This is a genomic window from Paraburkholderia sp. DD10, assembly GCF_049177125.1.
GTDB classification, from domain to species: domain Bacteria; phylum Pseudomonadota; class Gammaproteobacteria; order Burkholderiales; family Burkholderiaceae; genus Paraburkholderia; species Paraburkholderia terricola.
Genome location: NZ_CP185394.1, coordinates 1 through 17,217, shown reverse-complemented (window position 1 = coordinate 17,217; position 17,217 = coordinate 1). Strand labels below are relative to the sequence as shown.

General features: G+C 60.7%; 15 protein-coding genes and 1 pseudogene. 9 read left to right on the top strand and 7 right to left on the bottom strand.

Going from position 1 to position 17,217, the window contains the following annotated elements; all coding sequences use genetic code 11:
- Positions 1-36 precede the first annotated feature (36 nt).
- Together ACOCG7_RS33840 and ACOCG7_RS33835 are read right to left on the bottom strand one after the other, a co-directional pair.
- Complete coding sequence (locus tag ACOCG7_RS33840; RefSeq protein ID WP_421380921.1) at positions 37-1,716, bottom strand: phage integrase family protein; 1,680 nt, start codon at positions 1,714-1,716, stop codon at positions 37-39.
- 430 nt (positions 1,717-2,146) lie between these two features.
- The gene (locus ACOCG7_RS33835; protein ID WP_421380918.1) at positions 2,147-2,758 is read right to left on the bottom strand and encodes a TetR/AcrR family transcriptional regulator; all 612 of its coding nucleotides are present in this window, start codon (positions 2,756-2,758) and stop codon (positions 2,147-2,149) included.
- A gap of 94 nt (positions 2,759-2,852) precedes the next feature.
- Here ACOCG7_RS33835 and ACOCG7_RS33830 point away from each other — a divergent pair, with 94 nt between their 5' ends.
- From ACOCG7_RS33830 to ACOCG7_RS33820, 3 genes and pseudogenes are all read left to right on the top strand, one after another.
- Positions 2,853-3,773 (top strand): alpha/beta hydrolase, encoded by a 921-nt coding sequence (locus tag ACOCG7_RS33830; RefSeq protein WP_421380915.1) that lies wholly within the window; start codon positions 2,853-2,855, stop codon positions 3,771-3,773.
- Complete coding sequence (locus ACOCG7_RS33825; protein ID WP_421380912.1) at positions 3,760-4,629, top strand: SDR family NAD(P)-dependent oxidoreductase; 870 nt, start codon at positions 3,760-3,762, stop codon at positions 4,627-4,629. The genes ACOCG7_RS33830 and ACOCG7_RS33825 overlap by 14 nt, the downstream gene beginning before the upstream one ends.
- 105 nt (positions 4,630-4,734) lie before the next feature.
- A pseudogene (locus ACOCG7_RS33820) lies at positions 4,735-4,898 on the top strand (SDR family NAD(P)-dependent oxidoreductase); the annotation flags it as partial.
- 493 nt (positions 4,899-5,391) lie between these two features.
- On the opposite strand, the gene ACOCG7_RS33815 reads toward ACOCG7_RS33820, so the two are convergent.
- The 3 genes from ACOCG7_RS33815 to ACOCG7_RS33805 form a co-directional block, all read right to left on the bottom strand.
- On the bottom strand, positions 5,392-6,786 hold the full coding sequence (locus ACOCG7_RS33815; RefSeq protein ID WP_421380909.1) for a dihydrolipoyl dehydrogenase: 1,395 nt from the start codon (positions 6,784-6,786) through the stop codon (positions 5,392-5,394).
- A gap of 154 nt (positions 6,787-6,940) precedes the next feature.
- Positions 6,941-7,711, bottom strand: coding sequence for an SDR family NAD(P)-dependent oxidoreductase (locus ACOCG7_RS33810; protein ID WP_421380906.1), 771 nt, complete (start codon positions 7,709-7,711; stop codon positions 6,941-6,943).
- Between the two features lie 165 nt (positions 7,712-7,876).
- Positions 7,877-8,431 carry an OsmC family protein gene (locus ACOCG7_RS33805; protein ID WP_421380903.1) on the bottom strand — a complete coding sequence of 185 codons (555 nt, stop codon included), beginning with the start codon at positions 8,429-8,431 and terminating at the stop codon, positions 7,877-7,879.
- A gap of 282 nt (positions 8,432-8,713) precedes the next feature.
- Between ACOCG7_RS33805 and ACOCG7_RS33800 the strand changes: the two genes are divergently transcribed.
- From ACOCG7_RS33800 to ACOCG7_RS33780, 5 genes are all read left to right on the top strand, one after another.
- Positions 8,714-9,277 (top strand): TetR/AcrR family transcriptional regulator, encoded by a 564-nt coding sequence (locus ACOCG7_RS33800; RefSeq protein ID WP_421380900.1) that lies wholly within the window; start codon positions 8,714-8,716, stop codon positions 9,275-9,277.
- A gap of 132 nt (positions 9,278-9,409) precedes the next feature.
- Positions 9,410-9,751: a carboxymuconolactone decarboxylase family protein gene (locus tag ACOCG7_RS33795; RefSeq protein WP_421380897.1), complete on the top strand. Its 342-nt coding sequence runs from the start codon at positions 9,410-9,412 to the stop codon at positions 9,749-9,751.
- A 69-nt stretch (positions 9,752-9,820) separates the two neighbouring features.
- The gene (locus ACOCG7_RS33790; protein WP_421380894.1) at positions 9,821-10,501 is read left to right on the top strand and encodes a DsbA family oxidoreductase; all 681 of its coding nucleotides are present in this window, start codon (positions 9,821-9,823) and stop codon (positions 10,499-10,501) included.
- A 155-nt stretch (positions 10,502-10,656) separates the two neighbouring features.
- A complete protein-coding gene (locus tag ACOCG7_RS33785) occupies positions 10,657-11,763 on the top strand; it encodes an alkene reductase (protein WP_421380891.1) in 1,107 nt (368 codons plus the stop codon).
- A 372-nt stretch (positions 11,764-12,135) separates the two neighbouring features.
- Complete coding sequence (locus tag ACOCG7_RS33780) at positions 12,136-13,344, top strand: MalY/PatB family protein (protein ID WP_421380888.1); 1,209 nt, start codon at positions 12,136-12,138, stop codon at positions 13,342-13,344.
- Between the two features lie 163 nt (positions 13,345-13,507).
- Here ACOCG7_RS33780 and ACOCG7_RS33775 read toward each other — a convergent pair whose 3' ends face one another.
- Both ACOCG7_RS33775 and ACOCG7_RS33770 read right to left on the bottom strand, forming a co-directional pair.
- On the bottom strand, positions 13,508-14,935 hold the full coding sequence (locus ACOCG7_RS33775; RefSeq protein ID WP_310320050.1) for an IS4 family transposase: 1,428 nt from the start codon (positions 14,933-14,935) through the stop codon (positions 13,508-13,510).
- Positions 14,936-15,254: 319 nt separating this feature from the next.
- A complete protein-coding gene (locus ACOCG7_RS33770; protein ID WP_421380885.1) occupies positions 15,255-15,638 on the bottom strand; it encodes an ACT domain-containing protein in 384 nt (127 codons plus the stop codon).
- A gap of 297 nt (positions 15,639-15,935) precedes the next feature.
- Here ACOCG7_RS33770 and ACOCG7_RS33765 point away from each other — a divergent pair, with 297 nt between their 5' ends.
- Positions 15,936-16,961, top strand: a complete 1,026-nt coding sequence (locus ACOCG7_RS33765; protein WP_421380882.1) for an IS110 family transposase — start codon at positions 15,936-15,938, stop codon at positions 16,959-16,961.
- Positions 16,962-17,217: the final 256 nt, after the last annotated feature.

Sequence of the window (17,217 nt, the reverse complement as noted above, 5' to 3'; positions counted from 1 at the left end):
AATTCATGAACTTATGCAGGCTTCGATATAGACGGCCTACCGCTTAGAATCTCGTGCGGCAAACGCCTGATCGAACTGCTGGGCGCGCTGCACTTCGTCGCTGTGCAGATAGGTCGACGTCGTCGAGATCGACGAATGGCGCAGATTGTCGCGCACCATGATCAGCTCGGCGCCCCGGGCCAGCGCGTGTGACGCGTGCGTGTGTCTCATCCAGTGCGGGCTTGCGCGGCGCAGCTTGTCCGCCGTCGCGGGCCGCTCGTCCTGGATCGCATCTGCGACCAGCACAAAGAACCGCCGCAACACGCGCCAGAGTCGCGCGCTTTCGATGCCTGCGCCATCCTCCTCAAGACTCGCGACGAGCGGCGTCGCTGGGTTCCAGCGAGCGGGCGTGACCGGCAGGCCCCGCTGCACCAGGTACTGATCAAGTGCCGTCCGCGCAAGCGGTGGCAATGCCACCTTGCCGCGCTTGCCACCCTTGCCGAGCACGTGCAGCCAGTGATCGCCGTGCTCGTCCCGGCGTATGTCGGCGAGGGTCGCGCCGACCAGTTCGCTCGCGCGCAGGCCGGTTGCATAGTCAAAGTCCAGCAGAAACCGCAAGCGCTGGGCGGCCAGCACGCTCCAGCCATAAGACCATTCGAGGCCGTCGGCCAGCGTGCGGATCAGCAACCACTCGCCCTCGGAGAAGCCCCGCGACACGTCCAGGCCCGCGTGCGGCGCCTGGCTCTTGACCTTGACGCCGGCGAACGGATTCGCAAGGACGTAGCGCTGCTCGACCAGCCAGCGGAACAGTGCCGACAGGACGTTCAGTGCGTACGCCGCCGATCGGGCAGAGAGCGCGCCGGTGAACGGCCGCCATTCGACACTGTGCCGCGGCCGCGATGGCCCGATCCAACGCTCGCGCGGCGTGGGCCGGCGCAGGAATGCCCGGTACGCGATCGCGTCGTCGGTGGTGAGCGACGACAATGCGCGGCCGCGCTCGACGATCGCCCACAGGATCAGGCGCTCGGCTTCCTTGCGGTAGGCGCGCTGCGTGGCGGCCGATTCATGCAGCGACAGCCAGGACTGGATCGCCTCGTAGTCGTTGGACGCATTCAGCAGGCAGGCGGCTCGCGGTGCGCGGAACTGTCCATGCGAGCCGTCGACTTTGTGCGGCACGCGCAACTGCTCCCACGGCACGATGTCCCCGGCGGGCGTCGCGGCGATCAACGCCCGCGCCCGCTCGGTCAGCGCCGGGTACATGGCAAAAAACACCTCTATGCGGCGTGCGCCGGCGACGCCGAGTCCGGCGATCGCTGTCCACCAGCGGCGCCGGCGCGGAATCCGCACGGTCAGATCGGCCAGCGTCCGGATGCCATGCGCCCGCAGGGCGGCCACCGCGCGCGGCGGCAACCACCGGTCGATGTCATCGGCAATGTGCGGCACCGGTGCTGGCAGGCTGCGCAACGTTTCGATCGCGTGTGCAACGCTGTCGGCCGACATGGGGTCCCTTTCGCCGAATACCACCGCCAGATCGTCCCGATGGCGGCTTGCCGCGTATGCGACCAGGGCACGCCGGATGCGGCCGAGCTCGCCGCGCGCGGATGCCCCTGGCGCCTTGCGGTCGCCCAGATAGCGCGCCACGGTCGCGCGAGCGCCGAGCCCGGCATACCAGGCGCGCAGCGCGGCGAGTTCGGCATCGTCGGGAAAGGCAACGGTTTCGGTCTGGCGCGTTTTCATGATTCCCAGTTTAGATGAAATTTGATGATGGACTGATAATGATATTTATCACGCTACCAGCAGTTTGCACTGCAACGGCCGCCGCCGCAGGCGCCTGTGAATGACAATCATTGGTTGCGTGGGAGGTTCAGAACGCCCCCTCAACCGCCACTGGAATCGGTGCCGGTCAACGGCCGCTTCGAAGTCCGACGGCCATCCGCAAGTCTGCAGCGGTCCGGCAGGCTCTCGTAAATTACCTGCCGTTGGCGCCGTTGGGAGAAGCATCCGACTTCTTAAAGGATACCCGGCAGCAGTGAAGCGAAACTGACCGACCGAAGGAAGCGCTTGGATGCGGGCACTGCCTGCTCGGAGGACCGCCTAACGACAGGCCCCAGTTGAGAACGAACCGCTTAACCTTTTCGTACGCGCCTGGTTGTCTGGGACCGATGCGTCAATCGTCCCGCCGCTTAATACCGTCGGTCGTCAACGAGATCGCAGTATCAAGTAGATCGTTGATGTGGTCGACGTCCAATCGTAGGTTGTCAGGGCGCCACATCAGGCTGATGACGCCGTTCATCATCGCCCACAGCGCCGTCGAGGCACGTTCTGGTTGGATGTCGGCACGCACCCATCCTTCGTCGATGCCTCGGCTGATCAATGCGGCTAATTTGGCGTTTTGCTGTCTGATCAGGGCAGCAATGCGGGTGAGCGCCTCCGGTTCGTCGGGTGGTTCGACAAGGATACGAAACTGGTACGGGCGCTCCCTGGCAAACCTTGCATAAGCAGCTGCCACACAACGGAGCTTCTTCTCCACATCGCCATCGGATGCATAGGCGGCGTCCATGTAATGGCGGTTCTCTTCCAGCGCGCGCTCCGCCACCGCAATGAGCAACGCGGAACGGCCACCTACACGGTTGTAGAGCGTCTGCACGGCAACATCCGCACGGCTCGCAACCGCTTCAGGCGTGACTGCGGCCAGCCCGCCCTCCGTCAGCAAAGCCTCCGCGGCTTGCAGGATCGTCAGCCGGGTCACGGCTGTCCGGCGCTGGGTTCTCGATTCCATGCGGGGTTTCCCCTCATAAACTGGATCGCATTCCAATTATAGAATGCATTACAGGATTAGATGGTAATCCATTCTCTCACACCTGGAGGAACACATGGCCGAGCGGACAGGGGTAGAGTTTGCGGCTGGCGGGCGCGGAGAGCGTTGCCATGGCTGGCTGTACGAGCCTTATGGGACGGGTCCGTTTCCTGTCATCGTGATGGCGCATGGCTTGGGCGGGACCAAGGAGATGCGGCTCGACGCCTATGCGCAACGTTTTTGCGCGAGCGGCTACGCGTGCCTCGTGTTCGACTATCGGCATTTCGGCGCGAGCGACGGTTCTCCGCGTCAATTGCTCGATATCGACCGTCAGTTAGAAGACTGGTCGAGTGCGATCGCTTTTGCACGCGAGCACGGCAATCTGCGTCCGGATCAGGTCGTCTTGTGGGGAACATCTTTCGGTGGCGGTCATGTAATGTTCTCCGCCGCACGCGACCGGCTTGTCGCCGCTGCCATCGCGCAGTGTCCGTTTACCGATGGTGTCGCGTCCTTGTTCGCATTGAACCCGCTTAGCGCGGTCAAGGTGACGGTGCTCGCTCTATGCGATGTCATGCGATCTCTCATCGGCATGGCGCCCGTGATGCTGGCGACGGCGGGTCCGCCCGGTTCTGCCGCGTTGATGACCGCGCGGGATGCGCTGGACGGTTATCTCGCGCTTGTACCTGACGGTGCCGCTTTCCGCAATCAGGTTGCGGCACGCTTCGGCCTGAAAATTATTCGCTACAGGCCCGGCCGCAAAGCAGGTGACATTTCCTGTCCGATTCTGTTTTGCGTTTGCGAAACGGACTCCGTCGCTCCGGCGGGCCCGACCAAGCGGTACGCCAGGCGCGCCCCCAAGGGGGAATTGCGCCTGTATCAGGCCGGGCACTTCGACATCTACGTGGGCGACGACTTTGAACAGGTGGTCGCCGATCAGCTGGAATTTCTCCGACGTCACCTTCCAAAGAAACAAAGAGGCGCGCATGTCGACTTATAAGCTGGCGAACAAGGTGGTGGCCATTACCGGTTCTACGGGAGGCCTGGGATCGGCGTTGGCGGAAGCGCTGCACGCAAGGGGCGCGCGCCTCGCACTTTTCGATCTGCAGGCAGACAGGCTCGCAGCGCAGGTTGGCGCCTTTGGCGGTCCCTCTCACGCGCTCGGCTGGACTGCCGATGTCCGGGATCTGGAAAGCCTCGAGGCTGCAATGGCCAATGCGGTGAGTCATTTTGGCCAGATTGACGTGGTCATCGCAAACGCGGGCATCGACACGATGGCCCCGATGGCCACCATCGATCCGGCCGCGTTCGATCGAGTCATCGACATCAATCTCAACGGCGTGTGGCGAACGTTCCGGGCCGGTCTGCCGCATGTCCAGAAACAGCGCGGGTACCTGCTGGCGATATCGTCGATGGCCGCGTTCGTGCATTCGCCGCTGCAGGCGTCCTATACGGCCAGCAAGGCAGGTGTCTGGGCGATGTGCGACAGCATCCGTCTGGAGCTTCGCCATCTGGGCGTCGGAGTCGGCAGCGCGCATCCGACGTTCTTCCCGACACCGCTGATGGACGATGTCGTCGCCGATCCGGCCGGCCGCGCGTTGTGGGGAGGCAACGATCGGGGCTTCTGGAAGATGATTCCGCGCGAGCAGGTCGTACGGGACATCGTGGCAGGCATCGAGCGGCGCGCGGACATGATCGTCGTTCCCAAGACCAACGCCATCGTGGCCAAGGCACCTGGCTTCTTCAGACGCTTCGTCGAACGGGCCGCCTTTCGCAGCGGTGAGGTCGAACGTGCCATCGGCCTGGCGTCCGCGACAGGCTGGAACAAATCGGCTAGACACGCCCCGGCAAAATGAATGGCGATCCGGTGGTCTCTGGAACCGAACTGCTTCGCATGGTGAACAAAAACCAATGGCCCGACAGCCGTCGCCCTTGTTTGCACGGCAGAGGAGCGGTACAAAGTGGCTTCCGATCTTCGGGAAAAAGTCGTGCTTATCACGGTGCCGCAGGCGGCATTGGCGCTGCGACCGCGCGTGAGTTGCATGCATGCGGAGCACGACTCGAACTGACCGATGTGACAGAGGCTTCAGCGGACCGCCTCGCTGCGGAGTTTGATCATGACCGGAACATAGGTTGCCGGGGAAAATTCTCGCATCGCGGTCTTTCAGTTCGGTGCGCCAGATTTCGTCGAGCCCGCGCAGCTCCGCCTCGATCTTGCTGGTCGCGATTCGTTTGCTTTCGGTGGCCGCCTTCGTCACTTTTCCCTGAAGCGTGCGATCCGCGTCGGCAAGTCACGCGCGCTGTTTGAACAATTCCTGTTTGAACCTGGTTGCCTGCTCGACGTTGAACCGGTCGATCGCTTCCTTAATCCGCCGTTCCTTGTCGTTCAGGGGGGCGAGAATGCAGCGTCCCTCGCCTTCGGAATCCTGACATTGCTGCCCTTGGCGCGCTCCCCGTACGAGCGGAGACCCACGCCCTGCCCGGCAAGAGCCGACGACAGCGATCCCTAGACTGTTTGTGGGGACCGCAAGCATGCAATCGCGGAAAGGCGATTGCCCGTGGTCGGAACGTCAGACCCACAGTGATTTCGACTGCGCTCGTCGTCGAGACGACTGCGCTCAGGCGCCGGCTTGCAGCCGTGCTGCCGCATGCCGCAACGCTGTCCTCAAGCCTTCCTCGACGACCGGATGATAGAACGGCATCCCGAGCATGTCGTCTACCGTGGCCTGCATCTGCAAGCTCCACGCGAGCAGATGACCGATGTGTTCCGCAGCCGGGCCGAACCATTCCGCGCCGATGAAGCGCCGCGTCACGCGATCGATGTACACCCTCGCCAGTCCGCGGTTCTTCAGCATGACGCGGCTGCGCCCCTGATCCTCGAAGCTCACTTCGCCGGCGACGAAGCTACCCGGTGCGAGATCGCGGTACCGTGCCCCGACCACGGCGATCTGAGGATCCGAGAAAACGATGGCGAGCGGCGCACGCCTCACGAGCGGCACGACACCGGGATAGCGCGCGGCGTTACGGCCGGCGGCGCGGCCTTCGTCGGCGGCTTCGTGCAGCAGCGGCAAGATCCCATTCGCGTCGCCGGCAATGAAGACCGGATGCGCGCCCGCCTGCAGCGTGTCGCGATCGAAGCGCGGCACGCCGTGACCGTCCAGTTCGAGCGATGTGTTTTCAAGGCCGAGGTCCGCAACGTTCGGCCGTCGCCCGGCCGCCGCCAGCACGTACTCGTAGGCGCGTTCGAAATAGCTGCCGTCGGCGCGCGCATAGCGAATCTGCACGCCGCGCTCAACTGCCGTCGCGGCCTCGAGCGTGCCCTGCGGCTCGAAGTGGAACGCTTGCGCGAACGTCGAGCGCGCCTGCTCCACGATCAACGGGTCCGTCAGCGGGCCGACGCCGCCGCGTGCGCCAAACACGCTCACTTCCACACCAAGGCGCGCGAGTGCCTGGCCGAGCTCCAATCCGATCACGCCCGGGCCAATCACCGCCACGCTGCGCGGCAGCGTCTGCCAGGCGAATACGTCGTCGTTCACGATGACGCGCTCGCCGACGTCACGCAGAACGTCGGGGATCACAGGGGTCGAGCCGGTCGCGATCACCACGCTCTTCGCCTGCACGAGCGTATCGCCGCCGACCTGCAGCAGCCGGTCGTCGATAAAGCGTACGTGGCCAATCAGCCGGTCCGCTTCCGGCAACGCGTGGACACCGTCCACGACGAAGCCGACGAAACGGTCGCGCTCGCTGCGCACGCGATCCATGACCGCCTGGCCGTCTACCCGCACCCCCTCCACGCGGACGCCAAACGCATCGGCGTGGCTCGCGGCATGCGCGGCTTCCGCCGCCGCGATCAGCAGCTTCGACGGCATGCAGCCCACTCTTGCACACGTCGTGCCGTATGCACCGCCTTCTATGATCACGGCCGTGCGGCCCTCGGCTTTGGCGCTGCGGTAGGCCGAGAGCCCGGCCGTGCCTGCGCCGATAATGGCGACGTCTGTACGAATGGTGCACATGGCAATCTCTCCTGTCGTGGGCTGAGTGCTGGCGCTACGGCTTGCGATGCAGCGGCACCATGGGTAGCCAGGTGTCTGCTCAATGCAATGGCAAATCAGGTCTTTGAGCCGGCCGGCCAGAACGACGGCAGGCCGGGGCATCTGCTGACCGGCGTCAGTTGCGTACCGCCATGACTCCGGCGTCCACATCCCAGATTGCGCCGGTCACCCACGACGTCTTGTCAGATAGAAGGAACACGATGGTGTTTGCAACGTCCTCGGGCCTGCCGACGCGCCCGAGCGGATGGAACGATTCGAGCGCCTTCATCGCGTCGGGGATGGCCTCTTTCGCCATGAAGCCTTCGTAGATCGACGTCTGTACGATCGCCGGGGACACAGCGTTGACGCGAATCCCTGAGTCCGCCAGTTCGATAGCGAGGTTACGCGTGAAGGCGTGAAGACCGGCTTTCGCCATGGAATACGCGGATGCGGCGGAACCGCCTAGCGCCGCTTGCGCACCGATCGATCCAACGTTGACAATGGCGCCGGGGCGCCCGGCGGCCAGCATATTCCTGACCACGTCCTGTGTGATAAAGAAAGTGGCGCGGTTGAGCGACAGGTACATGTCGTAATCGGATTCTTCATGGTCAATGAAGGATTTGGGCGCAAAGATTCCCGCCGAATTCACCATCAACGCAATGTCCCGGTGGTTCGTGTTGATCTCTTCGCGGATGGCGTTCATGCCATCCTGTGTCGTGAGATCTGCCGCAATCACCGCGACGGGGCCGAGCTGGCTGAGCTCGATGCGCACCGCTTCGGCTTTGTCCTTTCTGCTACCCGTCAATACGACGCTGCCGCCGCTTTTCAGGACCTGTCTGGCCGTTTCCAGCCCGATACCGCTCGTACCACCGACGACAAGAAGTTTCCTGCCCGTGAATTCATTCATTTGATGCTCCGAATTTAATGTCAGGACCGATCCGCCCGACGGGCGATGGCGAACTGATGAGCGGGTATGGCCGCTGCCATCGCTTTTCCGCCGTGTTCCGGCCACTGACCGGCCCCGCCACAGGTGCGGGGCAGCAGTCATGGAAACCGCTAAAGCATGTCGCGGCTAGCCCTCGCGAACTTCCAGCGTGGAAACCATGCGGATGGCCTTCGAGAAATTGGCGAGGTTGACCGACGTTCTGGTCACGACCTTGTGAAGCTCCTCGACCCGTTCGCGGGAAGCGTCGGTGTGCAGGCGAACGACATAGCTCACTTCGTCATAACCCGGGTTCACGCTCTCATCGAGACCCAGGAAGCCGCGCAGATCCAGTTCGCCGTCGGTCTCAATTTCCAGGCTGTGTACCGTGATGCCCATCGCCGCAGCGTTGACGACGTAGCCCACCGTCAGGCAGGCATTGAGCGCGGCCATGAGCAGTTCCTGGGGGTTAGGTGCGCTGTTCGCGCCCAACAGCTCGGCCGGTTCGTCCGCTGCGATTTCGAAATGCCGCTGGTGCGTCACCCCGCCCAGCGAGTAGTGACTGACCGTCGCCACGGAGCGGGTCTGGTGCGCCCATGTTGTCTTCACGTTGAATCGCGCGTTGCGTTTTGAGACATCGCCGGCCACTGCTTGCGCGAACTGCTGCAAAGCCGGTACATCGATTCCGTTCGGGTGGGTTGTCATCTGCTGATTCCTCTTAGAAGCGCATTCGCGCAATGTTCAGGTACGCTCTTACTCTACCATCTAGTAGGTAGTGTGCCAAGTGATATTCCGGAAGCTGATGCCGATCTCCCTGGTTCTGCGCCGGCGAGCTGCGGGCCGCATGTCGCGCGGATCAGGACGTCAGCGCACCCGGTATTCCGCTGCATCCAATCCCCGATGGTACGGATGCGTTTGACAATAAACCAACTAGTAGGTAGACTGCTGTTTCAGTGAGGGAAAAATGGCAGATGTGCCGGGGGATGCATGGCAGCAGGAACACGCGACGCGTTGGTAGAGGCAGCGGAACAGCTGATGCGGACCAGGGGTTACGCAGCGTTCAGCTACGCCGACCTGGCGGAAACCGTCGGTATACGGAAGGCGAGTATTCACCATCATTTCCCCACAAAGGAGGAACTGGGGATCGCCATCGTCGAAGCGTACATTGCCCGGGTTGTTGCTGAATTTGAACGCATCGAGCGGCAGAATGCAGATCTGTGGGGACGTTTGGACGGGTTCTTCGCGACCTTCCGCGCCAGTAGTGACGGAAGCCTGCTGCCCCTGTGCGGAGCGCTCGCTGCCGAAATGGCCGCCTTGCCGCTGGGATTGCAAAGGCTCACCCACCGGTTCTTCGATCTGCAGCTGAGATGGCTGACCACGGTCATCGACCACGGCATAGCGGATGGCGAGATTCCGGCTGGCGCCGGCGCCAGGCAGAAGGCGTATCAGGTGCTGAGCGTCCTTGAAGGGGCGAGTTTTGTCGGTTGGGCCATGAAAGACGGCGAGACGCTTGACTGCAATATTGTCCGGCTCATCGTCGCCGCGGCGTGAGAGGAGGCACCGGCTGCCATCGGCGTGCTCCGGCTGGGCCCTGAATTCCCGGAACCATCTTCAGTTTGGACATGGTTCTTTTATTTGCACCTTAACACTACCAACTAGTTGGTTGTTATTTATGGAGAAATCATGCTGAACTGGACTGAGACTATCGGCGTCGTCACCGGCCGGCTGGGTGAACTGGCCCGGCATACCCCCGACACCCTTAAAGGCGTCGCCATGCTCGGCGGCGCTGGCGCCAAGACGAATCACCTGGATGCGAAGACGCGCGAGCTCATTTCGCTGGCGGTAGCTGTCACCACCCGGTGCGATGGCTGCATCGCATTTCATGCCGCAGAAGCTCAGAAGCTGGGCATCACGACCGAAGAAGTCGCCGAAGCGCTCGGCGTTGCCATCAATCTCAACGCCGGTGCCGCGGTTGTCTATAGCACCCACGTTCTCGACGCAATGGACCACCTCAGTCGTCAATAGATTTCACGTACAGCGCTCCGTCTTTGGCGGAGCGCTGGACAGCGCAACTTTCTAGCCGGGGAACAGTACATGAAGCGGGTCAATGTAGAAGTATGGTCGGACTTTGTCTGTCCGTGGTGCTGGATCGCCAAACGGCGCCTGGAAAAAGCGGCGGTGGCCGTGACACATCAGGTCGAAGTTGTTGTGACGCCCCGATCGTACCGTCTCGCACGGGGCATGGCCCCGGCCAGTTTTACCGACGCGCTTTATGCGAAGTTTGGCAACCGGGCAGCAGCCGAAATGATGATGGACGCGGTGGCCGCAGCCGGTGCCCAGGAGGGCCTGACCTACCGGTTCGAGACCATGCGCTTTGGCGATACCACCGACGCGCACCTTCTGGTCAAGAGCATCCGAACGCCCGAAGACCGCCAACGGATGATCGAACGGATCTACCAGGCAGTTACCACCGAAGGCATAGACATTTTTGACAGAACCGCACTTCTTGAGCTTGCGAAAGGCATCGGCTTTCCGGGTGCATCGTTCAGTTTCGATGATCGTGAAATCGCATCCGGGATCGCGCGAGATGAAACGGAGGCGAACCGGGTCGCCAACGGTGTGCCCCTGTTTGTCTTCAACAAGCGTTCTTATCTTTCGGGTGCCCGTGAAGTAGGCGTGTTCGAGAAGGCGCTGCTCGACGCGGCCGGTAACGTGCCGGACGGGACAGACGACAGTCAGGGCGTGATCTGCAGCATTGATGGTTGCGCAGGCTAGACAGGCAATGCGCCCGTGACTGCAGTGAATCGTCTGGCCGTCCCCTTTCTGGGCTGCAACTGAAAGAGACTGGAGGTCCATTGTCATCCAGTCCATTTTCCAATTAACCCGAGATTCAACCAGCGCCCTGGCGCACTTTCATTTTGAGCGACATGATGAGCAAATTGTTTACGCCCTACGATCTCTCCGGGACGCCGCTAGCCAACCGCGTTGTCATGGCGCCGATGACGCGAACGCGTACGCCCGATAACATTCCCACCGACCTCACTGCACTCTACTACGCGCAGCGTGCTTCGGCCGGGCTGATCATCACCGAAGGTCTGCCGGTCTCCGAGGAGGGTCGCGGCTATCTGTATACACCAGGCCTGTACACCGACGAGCAGACCGAAGGATGGCGGAAGGTGACCGACGCCGTGCATGAAAAAGGCGGCAAGATCTTCGCCCAGCTCTGGCACGTCGGCCGTCTGTCCCACGTTTCCATCCAGCCGGGCAATGTGGCACCGGTGTCGTCAGGCGAAGTGCCGGCGACCACGACCATGGTCTACGCATGGGCCGAACCGGGTAAGGAAGGCCCGGTCCTGCCGAGCACGCCGCGTGCGTTGACTACGGTCGAAGTGCAGCGCGTCATTCAAGACTTCGTTGCATCCGCGCGCCGTGCGATGGATGCAGGTTTTGACGGCGTGGAACTAATGGCGGCCAACGCCTTCCTGTTCGATCAGTTTCTGAGCAGTGCGCTGAACACCCGCACTGACCAGTATGGCGGTTCCATCGCCAATCGCCAGCGCTTTTTGCTGGAGACGATCGACGCCCTGGCGGACGCAATTGGCGGAGAAAAGGTAGGGGTGCGGGTCTCGCCGTTCGGTCGCATCTACGACATGCAACCCTTCGAAGGTGAGGCGAATACGTGGGCGAGCATGGCCTCGGCCCTGAACGAAAGAAAGCTGGCGTTCGTGCATCTGAACTATCAGACGACCATTTCGGCTGCAGGCACACCGGATGGCTTTGGTGCCGCCTTCCGCAAGGCCTACCAGGGCACGCTGATCGGCGCTGGCGGCTTCACGCAGGATCTGGCAAAAGCCGAACTGGCGAAGGGAGAACTGGACCTGATCGCGTTCGGCACGGCTTACATTTCCAACCCCGATCTGGTGGAACGGATGAAAAACGGCTGGCCGCTCACAGACCCCGATCGGTCGACCTTCTATGGCGTTATTGGCGCAAAAGGCTACACCGACTATCCGGTTTTCGAGCACGAAGCCGCCTAATCGGGCGGAAATGTCGGGGTATGAGTCCGGTCCCCGCTGTCGATACGGCGAGGACCCGACAGCCTTCAGGGAAAGTTTTCGAATCAACTTCTCATGGTCGTTCGAAGTGCGTCCTCCAGGCGATCAGAGCCGTCGATAAAACCGGCGAAACTCGCTGGCCTGCACTGATCAATTAGGTCCGCTCCACGCGTCGCCGGTTGACTGGATGCCACACCCAAACGCCACAATCGACGTCAATGCGAACCTTCGAACCTGTTGCGCTTCAGGGGACGAAAGGTCAAGCGGACACGCCATCGCACGCGGGTGCTAGAGATCGACAGCTGCATCGCGCGAGGCTCGTCGAATGCCTGACTCGTACATGGAGAATTCAGTATGGGCTATAACTTTGATCGCTCGATCTCCCGCCGCGACACAAACGCTCTCGCGGAAGAAGGCTTCTCGAATTATCTGTTTGGAGCCGATGCGTCCGCACCTGCGCTCGATGTGCCAAAAGAAGATCTGATCTCGATGTGGGTGGCTGACATGCAGTTTGCCGCGCCGGATGCGGCGATCGACGCCATCACCGAGCGTCTCAAGCATCCCATCTTCGGCTACACGGCCGACCTCGACGAGGAGCTATATCAGGCCTTCCATTCGTGGTGCGCACAACGGTATGGCTGGCAGTTCGCTCGCGAGGAAATGCAGGTCTCGCTCGGTGTCATACCAGCACTCTTCGCGCTCGTAGAATATGTGTGCCGCCCCGGCGACAAAGTGCTTTGTCTGACGCCGGCCTATGGATACTTCAAACACGCGGCGATTCAGCGCGACCGCGAATTCGTGACGTCGCGCATGCTCGTATCCGACGACGGCGAGTACACGATCGACTTCGACGACTTCGAAGCGAAAGTGAGCGATCCGGCAGTGAAGCTCTTTTTCCTCTGCCATCCTCACAATCCAACCGGCCGCATCTGGACAAACGACGAACTGCGCCGGATGGGTGAACTCTGTTTCGCAAACGGTGTGAAGATCGTTTCCGACGAGATTCATTGCGATCTTGTCAGAACCGGTAAAACGCACACGCCGATGGCGAAGCTGTTCACAGGCAGCCCGAACATCATCACCTGCATGGCCGTGAGCAAAACATTCAATCTGGCTGGAATGATGATCGCGACCGTCGTCATCCCGGATCCGGAATTGCGCTCGGAATGGAAACGGCGCCACTACCCGTTCGTGAACCCCCTCAGTCTTGCTGCCGCCATTGGCGCGTATCGTAATGGCGCTTCGTGGCTGGACGCGCTGCGACTCTATCTGGACGAGAACTTTGCACTGACCCAGCGCTTTCTGAGCGATCACTTGCCGAAGGCAAAGTTTCGCGTTCCGGAGGCGACCTATCTGGCATGGATAGACCTGCGGGCCTATTTCGACAGTCCGGTCAACCTCACGCGATTTTTTTTTGAAAGGGCAGGCGTCATCCTCGAAGGCGGAGAAATGTTTGTTGAGAACGGCGATGGCAGAGTGCGACTCAATCTCGCGTGCCGTCGTGTACAGGTCGGGCTGTCTCTCGAAAAGATACGCGATGCGATTGTCAGGCAACACGGCTGAATTGAACCGCAACGATGGGCTGGTTGCCTGAAGACCAATCAGCCACTGGCTGGCGTCCAGCCCGTTGAGATAGACACGAACGTGCCGGCGCACGCTCATCCGACCCATGCGAAAGGGCCGATGACGCGGCGGGAGAGATGTAAGCGCGACACCAGCCTTGCAATTACCCACTTCGATTCAGGGCGAGTTCATAACCTAGTTGAATATCGGTGAGGCGCCGCATGCCACGCCACACGACGGTATTACCTGGTGGCGCATCACTGGCTCGACCCAGATAGCCTCCAAGCCGGGCGACCTTGATAAGGTTTCGCAGGAGCGGTGGTGCCTGCGCGGTAAGCGGCAAGTCAGGGACTATGCACTCGAGCAATTCTATTTCCGTTGAGGTGAAGGCTGCCTCAGCTGGAGCTTGCGGCGCACATCGGCCGATCATTGTCAGCCAGAATATGCGCCAGCTCAGGATGCAGAATACGGAGATAAGGTTCGCAAGTCGATCGGCGGTGCGTAGCTTCGAGTCCTCGGCCTTGCATCCGGATTTGAGAATCTTGTGGAACGTTTCGATCTTCCAGCGCATGGCGTACCAGTCGAGCTTCTCGATTGCTTCTGCACGCGATTGGACCGGGAGATTGGTCAGCAGCTTCCACTCGATGCCAGGACGCCCGGGCGGCACATCGCGCTCTTTCGCGTGGATCACCGTGAGTTGCAGCGCCGGGTAGCGGCTTTGCTTGCCGATGGGCGGCAACACCGTCATGCGCTGGTAGCGAAGCTCAAGGGTTACAGTCATCGGATGTCCCTTCGCATCACGAATCTCGACACGATGCAGTCCTTTGACCTTGACCTGCTCCATCTCGTCTGCGATGGTGTGATGGCCATCGTCGGCGAGTCGGTCAACGCAGGTCCGCACGAGAAAGTAGGTGCTCAGATCGTACGCTGTACAAAACAGTTCGTAGATGTCACTTTCCCGATCGCCAACGTGAATGCAACGCACCGGGTCGCCGAGCAGCGCCGTTGACTGGCGCATGTTCTCCAGCCAGCGGTAACTCTCCTTCTCTTCAATTGGTACGCGTGTAGGATTGACGTGCCGCTTCAGCGCGGTAGTACCCTTGAACCTGCTTCGGGTCCAGAATTTTACGGCGGCCAGACCCAGCGGCAATCCCTCAGCAGTAACAACCAGACTCGAATGCATCAGGATGCCGCATTGTGTCAGCGGCCTTAGCGAGCCATTTTTTCCACGCTTGATGGCCATCTTGCCTGTATAGCCGATCAGCTCCGGGCGCTCCCGCTGATACGAGAATGTCGTCGTATCCTGAAGGATAAGAATGGGGCCCTGCGTCGACCTGAAGCGCTCTGCACTCGCATGGAAGTGACCGCTCAAGATCTCCTGCTCGCTGACCCGCTCATTAGACAGGAATCGGTAAGCGGCCTTCGTTGAAGACCAATCCTGACATGCAAACGGGATCGTCTGGCCTATGCCGGACCACAACCGTTCCAGCACCATGCCAAAACGCTTGCGCAATCTGGCATCCTGAAACCTACTCGCCTCGATCTCCGTCTCGAACCAGGCTCGCTCGTCTGCCCGCTCTTTTTTAGCCATCTCGCTCGCGCAATGACTATAACGCGTGCCAGGTTACCAGGTTTCGTGGCTGAAATGTGGGTAATCACAAGGACACCAGCAGCTCAAGCAACGCGCGTACGGAGAGCTTGCATTTCCGCGCGTGCGCACGCACGCAGCCCTAATGGCGCACGGCCTTCGCGCCGCGGCGGCTCATCACATTGCTCCGCCAACATGACACCATCGGCGTGACCGCCATTAGAAGCGATGCCTTTGCAGACAGTATATGAAATTTGGCATGCAGAGGGCGCCCTCGAGCCGTGCCCGGCTCCTATAGGCGATTCATGCTGCACCGACTCCGCTATACGATCGTATGCCCTGCTGCGAGCAACAGTTTCGTCGCGGCGTCAAAGTCCTCATGCTTGAGCAACAGGCAATCTCCGTCAAAGGTGGACACAAGAAAGATTCCCAAACCATTTTCAGAGAGCGGTTTGATGACCGAAAGCACAATACCGGTCTCGCCGAAAGCAAACGGGCCCAAAAATTTCAGACATACCCAGTCGGCGTCGGTTTTAACGCCAGACGGCACACGCTCCTGCAAACTCACGATCGAAAGCTCGTCGCCATTGCGCGAGATCGATACGAATCCATCGCCATCGGCCCAGACGGGAATCGCCGCGTCGCCGCTGAGCCGCGAAATGGAATAGGCTCCGTCAAGAACCTGTAGTTTGATGTTTTTACCCATGGCTTTCTTCCAGAAAAAAGGACGGCTCGCGCCGTCACATTGCTATTCTTTTGGTGGGCTTCAGGGCCGGACTGGGACCTTTCTGCCCTAACAGACCAGCAGTAGCCGGCTTCGCCGGTGACACATTTATTTTGCACCCTTGGGAGCCTTGTCGCGCAAGGTTGAGCCGGCATCCAAGTTGGTCCAGGCCGCGAGTTGACAGTTTTATTGTCGCAACGGTGACAGTAATGAGATGGTCCCTCCCGCCCTCGCCGAGTGCGTTACGCTTGCGGCGTCAATTCCGGATTGGAGACTGTCATGCAAGACGTCACGATGGTTGGCATCGATTTGGGAAAGAATACCTTTCACCTCCACGGCCAGGATAGAAGGGGCAAGGCAGTGTTCCGCAAGAAACTGGGGCGCAGGCAGGTAGTCGAGTTCTTCGCGACATTTCATGCATGCACTGTTGTAATGGAGGCTTGTGCCGGCGCCCATCACATGGCTCGCCTGCTGACGACGTTCGGGCATCAGGTCAAACTGATCTCGCCGCAGTTTGTGCGTCCGTTCGTGAAGAGCAACAAGAATGACTTTGTAGACGCCGAGGCTATCTGTGAAGCTGCCTCCCGACCCACCATGCGGTTTGTCACCGCGAAAACGGAATCACAGCAGACGCTTTCCGCACTACATCACTTGCGAGAGTCATTCGTGCGAGACCGCACCCGAACCGTGAACCAGATGCATGGCCTGTTACTGGAATTCGGCGTTAGTTTGCCAGTTGGAAAAGCTTCGGTTGCGCGTCTTCCAGCCTTCCTCACCGAGCATTCATTGCCACCACGCCTGATCGCGATCCTTCAGCGTCTGCACAATCACTACAAGTACCTCGATAGCGAAGTTAGTCATATCGAGAAAGAGATTAATGCCCAGCTCGTGGACGACGAGTTCGGCCAGCGTCTGTTGACGATCCCAGGCATCGGGCCCGTCACCGCCAGTGTTCTGGCCGCAGAAATGGGGGACGGCAAGCAGTACAGGTGTGGCCGCGATTTTGCAGCGTCGGTTGGTCTCGTTCCCAGGCAGTACAGTACCGGTGGGAAGGCGACGTTGCTTGGAATCAGTCGGCGCGGCGACAAGAATATCCGACGGCTGCTTGTCACGTGCGCTCGAGCCTACATGCTGCGGCTCGAGGGACGGACAGGCCATCTCGCGGACTGGGTTCGTGCCATGCTCACCCGACGACATTCAAACGTTGTTGCGTGCGCGCTGGCTAATAAGCTGGCGCGAACTGCGTGGTCAATGGCAGCGCATGGCACCGCGTATTGTGCGGGATCGACTGTCGCTTCGGACTGACTGAGCGGCTCAACTTCTACCGAATCACCCAACTGGTTTTGCGACGACTGAAATTTGATGACATGAACGGCACATCGGCCTGAAGGACAACCTGGGTATTAAATAGGCTTCTCGAAGCCGAGACAGTTATAAGGACCCTCAGGCGCGGACCTCATCGTGGCGCGGGGCGTGATCCCCACTATCGACGCCGGATAGATTTAAGCGAGCCTGCAATGACATCGGAAATCGTGGTTGCAAAAATGGGAGGGACCATAGA